The organism is Nitrospinota bacterium (assembly GCA_016235255.1).
Taxonomy (GTDB): Bacteria; Nitrospinota_A; UBA7883; order UBA7883; family JACRLM01; genus JACRLM01.
The window spans coordinates 1-12,161 of sequence record JACRLM010000039.1 but is presented as its reverse complement, the minus strand read 5'-3'; the positions used below and the strand labels follow the sequence as shown (position 1 = coordinate 12,161).

The 12,161-nt window shown below is 58.0% G+C and carries 10 protein-coding genes; 5 read left to right on the top strand and 5 right to left on the bottom strand.

Annotation, left to right across the window (positions count from 1 at the left end; translation table 11 throughout):
• Positions 1 to 102: 102 nt before the first annotated feature.
• From secG to HZB29_05140, 3 genes are read left to right on the top strand one after another with little or no spacing between them, the layout of a single operon-like run.
• Entirely contained in the window at positions 103 to 534 is a 432-nt protein-coding gene (gene secG / locus HZB29_05150; GenBank protein ID MBI5814979.1) for a preprotein translocase subunit SecG, read from the top strand.
• Positions 535 to 541: 7 nt separating this feature from the next.
• Positions 542 to 820 (top strand): hypothetical protein, encoded by a 279-nt coding sequence (locus tag HZB29_05145; GenBank protein ID MBI5814978.1) that lies wholly within the window; start codon positions 542 to 544, stop codon positions 818 to 820.
• 7 nt (positions 821 to 827) lie between these two features.
• On the top strand, positions 828 to 2,513 hold the full coding sequence (locus tag HZB29_05140; GenBank protein MBI5814977.1) for a peptide-binding protein: 1,686 nt from the start codon (positions 828 to 830) through the stop codon (positions 2,511 to 2,513).
• Here the strand turns inward: HZB29_05140 and HZB29_05135 are convergent.
• Positions 2,503 to 4,281, bottom strand: coding sequence for an SGNH/GDSL hydrolase family protein (locus HZB29_05135; protein ID MBI5814976.1), 1,779 nt, complete (start codon positions 4,279 to 4,281; stop codon positions 2,503 to 2,505). The two genes, HZB29_05140 and HZB29_05135, sit on opposite strands and share 11 nt — an antisense overlap.
• Before the next feature lie 46 nt (positions 4,282 to 4,327).
• Positions 4,328 to 6,082, bottom strand: coding sequence for a hypothetical protein (locus HZB29_05130; GenBank protein MBI5814975.1), 1,755 nt, complete (start codon positions 6,080 to 6,082; stop codon positions 4,328 to 4,330).
• 184 nt (positions 6,083 to 6,266) lie between these two features.
• Between HZB29_05130 and HZB29_05125 the strand changes: the two genes are divergently transcribed.
• Positions 6,267 to 8,306 (top strand): sodium-translocating pyrophosphatase, encoded by a 2,040-nt coding sequence (locus tag HZB29_05125; protein MBI5814974.1) that lies wholly within the window; start codon positions 6,267 to 6,269, stop codon positions 8,304 to 8,306.
• Between the two features lie 64 nt (positions 8,307 to 8,370).
• On the opposite strand, the gene HZB29_05120 is transcribed toward HZB29_05125, so the two are convergent.
• Complete coding sequence (locus HZB29_05120; protein MBI5814973.1) at positions 8,371 to 8,814, bottom strand: hypothetical protein; 444 nt, start codon at positions 8,812 to 8,814, stop codon at positions 8,371 to 8,373.
• Between the two features lie 175 nt (positions 8,815 to 8,989).
• Entirely contained in the window at positions 8,990 to 9,691 is a 702-nt protein-coding gene (locus tag HZB29_05115; GenBank protein MBI5814972.1) for an SDR family oxidoreductase, read from the bottom strand.
• A gap of 107 nt (positions 9,692 to 9,798) precedes the next feature.
• Here HZB29_05115 and HZB29_05110 point away from each other — a divergent pair, with 107 nt between their 5' ends.
• Positions 9,799 to 11,538 (top strand): cation:proton antiporter, encoded by a 1,740-nt coding sequence (locus HZB29_05110; GenBank protein MBI5814971.1) that lies wholly within the window; start codon positions 9,799 to 9,801, stop codon positions 11,536 to 11,538.
• A 10-nt stretch (positions 11,539 to 11,548) separates the two neighbouring features.
• Here HZB29_05110 and HZB29_05105 read toward each other — a convergent pair whose 3' ends face one another.
• Positions 11,549 to 11,854, bottom strand: a complete 306-nt coding sequence (locus tag HZB29_05105) for a hypothetical protein (GenBank protein ID MBI5814970.1) — start codon at positions 11,852 to 11,854, stop codon at positions 11,549 to 11,551.
• Positions 11,855 to 12,161 lie beyond the last annotated feature (307 nt).

Sequence of the window (12,161 nt, the reverse complement as noted above, 5' to 3'; positions counted from 1 at the left end):
CCGATTTTGGAATTCATAATAATCCCCACTTTGACTGTTGCGCCGGACAAATGTCTATGCTATCCTTCTTGTTTTTATACAAGGGGAGAGTGGTAAGTAATGATTTCGACCTTGGTCACTGTGGCGCATGTGGTTGTCGCGGTGGCTTTGATTGTCATAGTTTTGCTGCAGCAAGGCAAAGGCGCCGCCATGGGGGCCGCGTTTGGCGGTTCAAGCCAGACGCTTTTCGGCTCCAGAGGCCCTGCCTCCGCCCTGGCGAAGATAACCACCGGGGCCGCCATAATATTTATGTTAACGTCGTTGACCCTTTCGGCGATGTCCAGCGGGAGGAAGGAAACGTCGGTTATTCCGGCGGGTCCTGCCACTCTTCCGGTGGAACTGCCGGCGGATGACAGCGCCAAAGCGTCTCAAACCAAAAAAGATCCAGCCAGCGCGGCCACCGATACGGGAGGCCCCCTTGATGAGTCAGCGGGGTCGAAACCCGGCGCGGCAGGGCCAGTTAATGGCGGATCAAATGGAAAAAACGGAGGATAGAGAAAAGATGAAGAAACGTATTGCCACTTTACTTGCTTTTGTCAGCGTTGCGATGATCGCCTGCACGCAGGAAGCCCCTGCTCCGGCCCCGGCCCCTGCTCCGGCTCCTGCCGCCGCCCCGGCTCCGGCCCCGGCTCCGGCTCCTGAAGCCGCCGCTCCGGCCGCCGCTCCGGCTCCTGAGGGCGCTGCTGCCCCGGCCGCCGCACCGGCCGCTCCGGCTCCTGCCGCCGCTCCGGCCCCGGCCGCTGCCCCGGCTCCTGCCGCTGCCCCGGCTGCCAAGAAGTAATTTAAGGATGGCGATTCGGCCAAAAGCCGCGGTCGCCATCATACTTTCTTTTTGTTTAACGGCCTTTGCGGCGTGCGACAATAGCAGCGCGCCGCAGAAGCCGGATATTTCCTCCCCTTCCGCATCTCCAACAAAAGAATCTCCAAACGCGCAGGATTTCGGCGATACTCTCGTGGCCGAATCAATAGGCGACGCTTCCAACCTCATCCCCTTTCTGGCGGCGGACTCCGCTTCAGCCGGGGTGGCTGACGCTGTTTTCGGCCAGCTTATGCGGCTGGACAAAAATTATGACCTCATACCAGGCATGGCGGAGAAGTGGGACGTTTCAGCGGACCAGAAAACGATCACATTCCATCTGCGCAAAAACATAAAATGGCATGACGGAGCCCATTTTTCAGCGGACGACCTGTTGTTCCAGTACGAAATGATGGTCCATCCGGACGTCCCATCGGCGTATAAGGAGGATTTTATGCAAATCCAGAAAGCCGAGGCGCCGGACGATTTCACTTTCCGGGTCACGTTCAAGGAGCCATATGCGCCGGCGTTGGTGCGCATGGCGGGCATGACGGGGCTTCCAAGGCATTTGCTGAAGGGGACCAAACCGGCCGACTTGATAAAATCGCCGCTGGCGCGCAACCCGGTTGGCAACGGCGCATGGCGTTTTGTGGAGTGGAAGGCCCAGACGCACATCATTCTGGAGTCCAATCCGGCCCATTACCTTGGGCGGCCGATGATAGCAAAGAACATCACAAGGGTGATACCAGACCCGGCAACCCAGTTCCTGGAGCTTAAATCCGGCGGCATAGACATGATGAGCCTCCAGCCGCTGCAATACCTCAAGCAGACGGACGGCGAATATTTCCAGAAGAATTACAGGAAGTACAAGTACCTGGCCAACGCCTACACATATATGGGCTACAACATGCAAAGGCCCATGTTCGCCGACAAAAGGGTGCGCCAGGCCATAACATACGCCATAGACAAGCGCGAACTTATAGACGGCGTGCTGATGGGCCTGGGGCAGGAGGCGGACGTGCCGTACAAGCCTGGCACGTGGGCGTACAAAAGCGACGTGAAAAAATATACGTATGACCCGGCCAAGGCGGCCGCTCTTTTGAAAGAGGCGGGATGGAGCCAGAAGAACTCCGAGGGCTACCTTGTCAAGGACGGCAAGCCTTTCGAGTTCGAGATAATCACAAACCAGGGAAACCCCCTGCGCGCCAAGACGGCGGAGATACTCCAGCAGCGCTTGAAGCAGGTGGGGATCAAGGTCGGCGTGCGGGTGCTGGAGTGGTCGTCATTCATAAACAATTTCATCAACAAGCGCAATTTCGACGCCTGCATACTCGGGTGGAGCCTGGGGATAGACCCGGACCAGTATGAGATATGGAATTCAAAAAAGACCGGCGAGCACGAACTTAACTTTATAAGCTACTCCAACGCCGAGGTGGACAAGATATTGGACGACGCCCGCCGCACGTTCAACAAGGAGGCGCGGAAAAAGCTGTACCACCGGTTCCAGGACATACTCGCCGACGAGCAGCCATACACATTCCTGTACGTTCCCGAGGCGCTTCCCATCGTATCGTCGCGAGTGCGCGGGATAGACCCCGGCCCTGCCGGCATCGCGTACAATTTCGACGAGTGGTGGATACCCAAGGCCGGGCACAAGCGGCCGGTGATTACGAAATAAACTGTTTTTTTCTGATTTGGCCCACGCCGCCCGCCGGGACGAGCCCTTCTTTCACCAGCCATTCGGCGAACACTTCCGCGAACAGCCTGTTGCCCCGTTCGTTAAAGTGCGTGTCCTGGCAATAAAAAAGCGGTTCCCCTTTCCATCTGGCCCGCATCGCCGGGGCCGCGTCGAATATCTTCCATCCGCGCCTGCGCCCCTCTTCCATTAGCGCTTCCTGCGGCTGATCCTCCCACCTGTAGCGGGGCCCGAACTGCTTTCTGATCCTCTCCACCTCCGGAGTTGCAAACTGCATCACGTCCGGGATGATTGCGATGGCAAGCTTTACGTTGCGCCCGGCCGCAAGCTTGTCCATGGCGTCCAGCCAGCCGACCGCCTTGCCCCAGCTCTCCTTTATCACAGGTTCGAATCCCGATGGCGGAAGATGCACCCGGTTGATCGCGTCGGAGACGCAGCTTGCGGAGGAGGCGTTCATTTTCTCGCGTATATTGGAACTTCTCCTTTCGGCGGCCTTGTATACGGCGCCGTAATCCCTGTTGACGATGAACCGCGCCAGGTGGAACCAGTTCAAGGCCAGCCGCCCCTTTACTTCCCATGAAATTCTTTCCCGCGAGCGTTTTCGCGATTCTTCCACGCTCACCAGGGCGCCGTCCACCGCGACGCTGGAGGGATGGTCGTAACTATCGGTGATGTCGTTGCCGACAAAAAAACCTGCCGTGACCAGGTCAGGGCCAAACTCCATTCCGATTTCCCGCAAATAGTGGAATTCATCGTCCGGCCCATACCCCCCAACTCCTGCGTTGAGCGCCTCCAAACGCCGTCCATCGCTGTTTAGCAACCTTTCCATCACTTTCGGGTACGAGTCCTCCAGGCGCGTCATCGAAAACGTGAAGGAGTCGCCTATGCACAATATGCGGAAAACGCCACCGGGTTTCTTAATTGAGTAATGGTCAAAATCGCGCATTCCGTGACGGTTGGTGTCAAAACCAAGGCTGGTTTTTACGTTGGGACGCAATTTATATCCGATCACAGGGTCGGCATCGTATACCGATGCGAGCGCCGGGATGAACTGGGGCTGGGGGAAGAACGTCCGCAATGCAAATTCAACCGCGGCAAGGGTGATAATAAGCGTCCCGGCTGTAAGGGCCGCGTTTGCCGCATATTCTTTGAGCTCCCCTCGGCGGATGGCCCCAAAAACACCGATAGTTGCCAATAACGCCAGGCTGGCCGCGCAAACTTGGAGCGACCATTTCCATGGGGCGCGGCAGACCGTTATTTCGCGGATGGCCGCCCACGACCCGGAGACCGAACGTATTGTCAGTTCGCGGGATCCTTTGCGGGCGGAGGCGGGAATGAGAATGTCCCGCACGGATGAGGAGCCGGATGTTTCCCATGACGCCGCGTCCACCCCGGCGCCCTTGGGGACGATGATCGTGTCCACCTCCGCTCCGCCGGCAATCACCGACAGGACCGGCGGCGTCTTTTCATGGCTGTCCATAAAATGGACCTTCAGCCACAGGCCGCCAGCGTGCGGCGCCTCGATGGTGATTTCCTTGGATTCATATCCCGCCCAGGCGTCCGCCGGGCCAGGAAGCTGCGACGGTATCAGAGGCGAATCGGCGCTGGCCTTAAAAGAATTGCGGCCCGCCAATAAAACCTCGTTCATTCCGGTGATGCCGGAATAAACGGTCTTTATGAAGAACGACGTGGAATAATCGAACAATCCCGCAAAGGAGGCAATCAACAGGGCTATCCTGGCTGCTCTCATATCAAATAAGTTTCCCGCCGCTCCACGAAAGTCCCGGCGCCACCTGTCATTTCCCTCCACCGGCCGGGACGAGGCCTTCTTTTTCCAGCCATTCGGTGAACACTTCCGCGAAAAGCCTGTTGCCCCGTTCGTTAAAATGCGTGTCCTGGCAGTAAAATAGCGGCTTTCCGTCCCATCTGGCCGTCATCGCCGGCAACGGGTCGAATATTTTCCATCCGCGCCTGCGCCCTTCTTCCATAAGCGCTTCCTGCGGCTGCCCCTCCCATTTGTAGCGCGGCCCGAACTGGCTCCTTACCCTCAAAACCTCAGGGGTGGCAAACTGCATCACGTCCGGCAATATGGCGATGGCCAGTTTGGCTTTGCGCCCGGCCGCAAGCTTGTCCATGGCGTCCAGCCAGCCGACCGCCTTGGCCCAGCCCTCCTTTGTCACAGGATCAAAATCGCCGGGAGCCATGTGCATGGTGTGGAGGGCGTTGGTGACGCAACTTGTGGAGGCAGCGTTCATTTTCTGGCGCACAATGGCGCTCCTCTTTTCGGCGGCGGTGAATTTTGCGGCGTAATTCCTATTGGCGGCAAACCGGGCCAGGTGGAACCAGTTGAGCGCTCTCCTGGCCTTCACTTCCCATGAAATCCTTTCCCGCGAGAGTTTTCCGGCCTCCTCCATGCTCACCATCACCCCGTCCACGGCGGTATAGGCTGGATGGGACAGGCTGTCGGTGATGTCCGTGGCCACGGAGAATCCGACTGTGACAATGTCCGGCCCGAATTCAAGGCCGATGTCCCGCAGGTAATAGAATTCCTCGTCCGGCCCATACCCGGCCACGCCTGCGTTGAGGACTTCCGCCGCCGCGCCGCCGCGCCGGCCTAATATGCTCTCCATCACTTTCGGATACGAGTCCTCCAGCCGGGTCAACGCCGAGGTAAGCGAATCTCCGGCGCAAAGTATCCGGAAAACACCTTTCGGCTTTTTCATCGAGTAACGGTCAAAATCGCGCATGCCGAAACGGTTGGTGTCGAATCCCAGGCTTGTTTTGACGTTCGGGCGCAGTTTGAAACCGATAACCGGATCGGGATCGTACACCGCCTGGAGGGATGGAGTGAACTGGCGTTGGGGGAAAAAGGTCCGCATGACGATTTCGGCGGCGGCGATGGTGAAAAGCAGCGTCCCGGCGGCCAGAGCGGCCTTTATTGCGAATATTCCCGTCCATCCATGGCGCGCGGCGCCGATGAGCCATATCGCGGCAAGTAGTGCCAGACTGGCTAAGCCAACATGGAACGACCATTTCCACGGAGCGCGGGACACCGTTATTTCACCAATCGCCGCCCATGATCCGGATACCGATCGGATCGATATCCCACTGGAATCTTTGCGGGCGGAGGCGGGAATTGGGACGGTTCGTACAGATGGAATGCCCGCTGTTTCCCATGAAGCGGCGTCCCTCCCGGCGCCCTTGGGGACGATGATCGTGTCAACTTCCACGCCGCCGGTCATCACAGATAGCACGGGTGGCGCCTTGTCGTGGCTGTCCAGAAAATGGACCGTCAGACAAAGGGCGCCCGAAGAGGGAGCCTCTATCGTTATTTCCTTTGATTCGTTCCCGGCCCATGCGTCCGCCGGGCCCGGAAGCTGCGCGGGTATCAGAGGTGAAGCGGAGCCTGCCTGAAAAACCTTGCGCCCGGCCCAGAAGTCCTCCTTCATCCCCGTGTCGCCGGAATAGACGGTCTTTATGAAAAATGATGTGGAATAGTCCAGCAATCCCACAACGGCGGCGATCAACAGGACTGTTCTGGCTGTTCTCATGTCAAATTCTTGAAAGGTTCAATTGTAATATTATTTCGCCGGTTCCGTCCGTTTTTCGCCGATCCGGGAGCCCTGGCCTGCTGGCATATTATTTCGTGACAACCGGACAGGCCTTTGGTAAACTCGCCCGTTGACAACTTTTTTCACCAGTTTTCCACAACACAACCAGAATTCGGGGTAGGGCATGAAACAGGAAATTACCGCGACGGTAGCGTCCAACTACGTTATTATTCTCGCCGAACTGGCCGGGGCGGCGGCTGTATTGTACGCCATATCGCTGATCGTCAAGATCATGGCGATGCCAGAAGGGTCGGACAAGATGAAATCCATTTCCGCGGCCATCCGGCAGGGGGCGGTGGCTTATCTGAACCGCCAGTTCAAGGTGGTGGCCGGTTTTGCCGTTGTGATATTCGGCGTTCTTTACATTCTGGTCAGCCCGGCCCACGCGTTCGGGTTCATCGCCGGCTCTTTCATGTCCGCCTTGGCCGGATACATAGGGATGATGGTGTCCGTCCGGTCCAACGTGCGCACCGCCGAGGCGGCCAAAAAGGGGCTGGAAGCGGCGCTGGACGTGGCTTTCAAGGGGGGCTCCGTCACAGGTCTCATGGTGGTCGGGCTTTCGCTGATCGGCGTCACCACAACCTATTATATCACCGGTGATCCTTTAACGACCATCGGCTTCGGCTTCGGCGCAAGCCTCATATCGCTTTTCGCCCGCGTCGGCGGCGGCATATTCACCAAGGCGGCGGACGTTGGGGCGGACCTTGTTGGCAAGGTGGAGGCCGGAATCCCGGAGGACGATCCACGCAACCCGGCCGTCATCGCCGACAACGTGGGGGACAACGTGGGTGACTGCGCGGGCATGGGCGCCGACCTTTTTGAGACATACGCGGTGACCATGATCGCCGCCATGATCCTCGCCTCCACCTCCCATGAGGCGCAGGCCGCCTTCGGGATAAACGCTGTGATATTCCCGCTGGCGCTGGGCGCCTCGGCCATCTTCGCCACCATCATAGGCACGTTCTTCATAAAGCTGGGGAGCGACCATTCCATAACGATGGCCCTTTACAAGGGGCAGATCGTCACGGGGGTGATCTCAGCGGCGGCCTTCTTCTTCATATCACAGCAACTGATGCATGGCGATTTCCATCTCTTCCTCGCCGGGCTCGTGGGGCTTGTGGTCACAATCGCAATAACTGTTTCGACGGAGTATTACACCTCCACCGGCTTCCATCCGGTCAAGGCCGTCTCTAAATCTTGCGAGACCGGCGCGGCCACGAACATCATCATGGGCCTTGCCATGGGGATGAACTCCACCACGCCGGTGATACTGATTATCGTGACGGCCATGGCCTCATCCTTTGCCCTGGCTGGCGTGTACGGCATAGCGATAGCTGCGGTGGCGATGCTTTCCACCACCGGAATGGTCATCGCGATGGACAGCTATGGCCCCATCACAGACAACGCCGGCGGTATCGCCGAAATGTCCCACCTGCCTCCGGAAGTCCGCAAGATCACCGACGAGCTGGACGCGGTGGGCAACACCACAAAGGCGGTCACCAAAGGTTACGCAATCGGTTCGGCGGCCCTTGCCGCCCTGGTCATGTTCCAGGCGTATTCGGACGAGATCGTCCACGCATCCGGCAAGCCGGTGCCTTTCCTGATGAACGACGCTTCGCTGATCATCGGGCTGTTCATCGGCGCGGCGCTGCCGTATTTCTTCTCCGCCCATTGCATGGAAGCGGTCGGCCGCGCGGCCTTCGCCGTCGTGCAGGAGGTGCGCCGCCAGTTCAAGGAGATCAAGGGGATAATGGAGGGGACCGGCCAGCCCGAATACGCCACCTGCGTGGACATCGTCACGACAGCGGCGCTCAAGGAAATGGTGATACCGGGATTGGCTGCGGTCCTGTCGCCCATCGTTGTGGGCTTCGTGTTCGGCCCAGTCGCACTGGCGGGCCTTTTGGGCGGCGTGATAGTCTCCGGCCTGCTGATGGCCCTTTTCATGTGCAACGGCGGGGCCACCTGGGACAACGCCAAGAAGCTGATTGAGACCGGCGAGCATGGCGGCAAGGGATCCGACGCACACAAGGCGGCGGTGGTGGGCGACACGGTGGGCGATCCTTTCAAGGACACCGCCGGGCCCGCGCTCAACGCCCTTATCAAGGTCATCAACACGATCTCGCTGATCATCAGCCCGTTCATCGTGGGGATATCGCTGCTGTAGTTAAGACTGAAACGTCCGGGGTGGATAATCCGCCCCGGACAGTTTTAAAATCACTTTGCCACTTTCAGGCGCAGGAAATCGTCACCTCATGAACATGCCCGGTACTGTCTGAATCGGTATTGACAGTGACCGGATTCCCCACCTTTAGCGCCGCAAATGATTCCGCGGAGACCGTGACGGTATGGGTGTGCCCCTGCCCCGATCCGAGCGAATAGGTTTTTTCCACCCCCGCAGTCACATCGGCCGCTGTGATGTCCGGAACCGAATGCCCGTGGTTGGTCCCTATGGAAACGCTGGTTCCGTTGGTTTCGCAAGCGCTTAAGGCTCCTCCGCTTGTGCTGCCCGAGTCGCCGCTTGTGCCGCCACTCGTGCTGGTTGAGCCGCCAGAGTCCCCGCTTGAACTAGACGAATAACCGGATGAGCCGCCGCACGACTGGAACAGGGTCGAGAAACCCCCGGCGAGGATTGCGGAACCTACAGCTGTGGCAAGAAACTTCCTTCTTTCCATATCCATAATTGCCTCCGCTAATTGAAGTCGGCTTTAGGCGAGATACGCAACTGCATCCAGTCGCGAAATCCTCTATTTAAGTTGATATGTGCATCAAAACCCTTAAAGATCCACTATTATAAATCTATATCAAAAATGCCGTTTAACACCATAGTTTTTATCTGAACTTTCCGCCTCACCAAGGAATGCTTTTCCTGTCCCTGAAAAATCCTCCGGTGGGGCCGTTGTCCGGCAATGTGGTAAGCCACACGATTGTGTCCGCCCCTTCCACAACCGAACGAGGGGCTTCAGGCCCTCCCATGTCCGTGCGCACCCAGCCGGGGCATACGCAATTCACCTTTGTCCCATCCCCCGCAAGCTGCGCCGCCATGATCCGCGTGACGGCGTTCAGCGCCGTTTTGGATATCCTGTAGGATTCGTAGCCTGCGCCCATTTCCGAAAGTTGGCCAAGGCCGGAAGAGACGTTCACGATGCGGCCATGCCCGCTCTTTTTCATCAGCGGCGCCAGTTTGAGGCTTAAATAGTATGGGCCGTAAACGTTAGTCTCCATCGTCGCCTTCAATCCTGCAAGGGCCGCTGGCGCGGTGGCCGGCCCGGCTTGATCCAGCGACACGGCGGCGTTGTTCACCAAAATGTCCAGCCGTCCGTAGTTTTTTCCGATAAAACCGGCCAGCGCGTCCATGCTCTCCTGGCTGGTAATATCAAGTTGATGAAATACCACTTCCAGTCCTTCGGCCGATATTTTCGCCGCCGCCTTCCCCTTGTTCACATCCCTTGCGGTGAGGATGACTTTTATGCCGAGACTGGCCAGTTGACGGCATATCTCCAATCCGATTCCCCTGTTGGCCCCTGTCACCACTGCGATCTTTTTGTCCATTCATAACTCCCGCGTTTGTCCTTGCCCGCCGCACTTACGGATAATATATTGAACCATGTTAATGTGAAACACGATTCCACGGCAGTTGGCAAAGGCAGGACAATAGAATGACCCTTTCTCATGGTGAAATAACCGCCACAATGCTCACCCTCGGGGTGATGCTCGCCTCCGCAAGGCTACTTGGGGAAGTGGCAAAGGCGTTGAAACAACCTGCGGTGGTGGGCGAAATTCTGGCCGGGATCATCCTGGGGCCGACGGTATTGGGATCGCTGGCCCCTGGAATGATGGATTTCATAACGCCCACCGACGGGACGAAGCTTTTTCTGAACGGTTTTTCGACGGTGGCGGTCACTTTGTTCCTGCTTGTGGCGGGGATGGAAGTGGACCTGACTTCCGCGTGGCGGCAGGGCAAGACCGCGATAAGCGTAAGCGTGATGGGAGTATTTTTCCCTTTTATTCTCGGATATTTGACTGTGCTGTTGTTTCCGGGACTGATCAGCCATCCTGATGGGGTCGACCATTATATTTTCGCCCTGTTTTTCGCCACGGCTCTTTCCATATCCGCCCTGCCGGTCATTGCCAAAACCCTTATGGACCTCGGAGTGTACCGCACGGACATGGGGATGGTGGTCGTGTCCGCGGCGATGATAGACGACCTGTTCGGATGGCTTTTGTTCGCGGTGATCATCTGGATCATCGGGGCCGGATCGCCGGAGCATTTTTCCCCGGCGGTCACGTTCGCCCTCACCCTCGCGTTCGTGGCAGGCGCGCTGACTATCGGCCGGCGCGCGTCCAACCGGATAATGCCATTGTTAAACGCCCGGACGAGCTGGCCGGCGGGGATACTGGGCTTTTCCGTGTCGCTGGCGTTCTTCGCCGCTGCGTTCACCGAATGGATAGGGATTCACGCCGTGTTCGGAGCTTTCATTGTGGGTACCGCCCTTGGAGATTCACCCAATCTCAGGCAAAAGTCCAAACAGGCGATAGAGCAGTTCGTCTCCTCCATTTTCGCCCCAATATTCTTCGCCGGGATAGGGCTGAAAATGAATTTCGCGGCCAATTTCGAGCTTGGCCTCACAACGGTGGTGATCCTGATCGCCTGCCTGGGCAAGATAGGCGGATGCGGCGCCGGAGCTCTTATAGCCGGCGCTGAAAAACGGGAGGCGCTGGCCATCGGCCTGGGAATGAACGCAAGGGGCGCCATGGAGATAATCTTGGCCACACTGGCGCTTCAATACGGCATAATCGGCCCGGGCATGTTCGTGGCCCTTGTTGCGATGGCCGTCGTCACCTCCATGATAAGCGGCCCCGCCATGAAATGGGCCTTGGGGGATAAAAGAGCCTTCCGCCTGGCCGATCTTTTCCGCCCCGAGACTTTCATAAATCCACTGGGCGGCGAAGAGCGTGATGACGCCATCGCGGAACTTTCGGCCATACTGGCCGGCCCGTCCGGGCTCAATCCGGTGGACATAAGGCTCGCCGCGCTGCATAGAGAGAAGATCGTCCCCACGGGGCTGGACAACGGCGTCGCCATACCGCACGCCCGGATGAAAGGGCTTGCCGAGCCGATGATCGCGGTGGGCATCTCCAGGGAAGGGATAGATTTCGACGCGCCCGACGGCCAGCCCGCCCAGGTGATATTCCTGATATTGACCCCGGAAAACGACAACCGCGCCCAGATCGAAATACTTGCCCAGATAAGCGCCCTCCTGCGGGACTCAGGGTCGAGGGAGAAGATGAAAAAGGCGAAAAACTTCGGCGAATTCGCCGCCGCCGTGAAAGAAATGTCCACCCATAGGGCCGTAAAAAAACAGACGCCCTCCCCGCAAGGGGGAGGGCGCCGATAGAGGGGCGGGATTATTTGGTCTTGCCGGAAGTGTCGGCCGGTTTGGCCTCCGCCGGCTTGGTGTCGGCGGCCTTTGCCTCGTCCTTCTTCTCCTCCGCCTTTTTGCTCTCATGTTTCTTGGTGGAGTGTTTCTTCTTCCCCTTGGCCTGCTCCTCCTTTTTCGGCTCTTCCTTCTTTGTTTCCGTGGAAGGCTGCGCCGTTGCGGCGGCCGGCTGTTTCACCTCGTCGGCGGCGAAAGAGTTGCCCGCAAGGCCCGTTGTTCCCAGAAGGAAAGCGGCCCCGGCGGCGATGGAAAGAAGACCATGAGTGCGTTTCATATATTGTCCCCGAAAAAAATATCCTGTTCGGGACGATTGGGCCGCAACCGTTATGCGTCCCCGTCCCACATGGAAAGATGGGAACGGACGGAGGAAGGGGATTTGGGAGCGCAAGCTTTAAAATCAGGCTCTAAAGCGTTTTAACGCTTAAATGCTGGGCTCCGCGCATGAGTCAATCCCTTTTTTAGTTGAAACTCCCGGCATGACCGTCACGCCGCTTTCACCATTATCTTCCCCGCCAGAGCCCGTTTCATGATCTCACGCAGTTCTGGCAGGTGTTTATAACCGCTCACTTTCCTCAACCTGG

Bases quoted from the DNA above. Each gene is read 5' to 3' on its own strand.
- HZB29_05145 (MBI5814978.1), top strand. From the start codon at position 542: ATGAAGAAACGTATTGCCACTTTACTTGCTTTTGTCAGCGTTGCGATG.
- HZB29_05140 (MBI5814977.1), top strand. From the start codon at position 828: ATGGCGATTCGGCCAAAAGCCGCGGTCGCCATCATACTTTCTTTTTGT.
- HZB29_05135 (MBI5814976.1), bottom strand. From the start codon at position 4,281: ATGAGAGCAGCCAGGATAGCCCTGTTGATTGCCTCCTTTGCGGGATTG.
- HZB29_05130 (MBI5814975.1), bottom strand. From the start codon at position 6,082: ATGAGAACAGCCAGAACAGTCCTGTTGATCGCCGCCGTTGTGGGATTG.
- HZB29_05125 (MBI5814974.1), top strand. From the start codon at position 6,267: ATGAAACAGGAAATTACCGCGACGGTAGCGTCCAACTACGTTATTATT.
- HZB29_05120 (MBI5814973.1), bottom strand. From the start codon at position 8,814: ATGGAAAGAAGGAAGTTTCTTGCCACAGCTGTAGGTTCCGCAATCCTC.
- HZB29_05115 (MBI5814972.1), bottom strand. From the start codon at position 9,691: ATGGACAAAAAGATCGCAGTGGTGACAGGGGCCAACAGGGGAATCGGA.
- HZB29_05110 (MBI5814971.1), top strand. From the start codon at position 9,799: ATGACCCTTTCTCATGGTGAAATAACCGCCACAATGCTCACCCTCGGG.
- HZB29_05105 (MBI5814970.1), bottom strand. From the start codon at position 11,854: ATGAAACGCACTCATGGTCTTCTTTCCATCGCCGCCGGGGCCGCTTTC.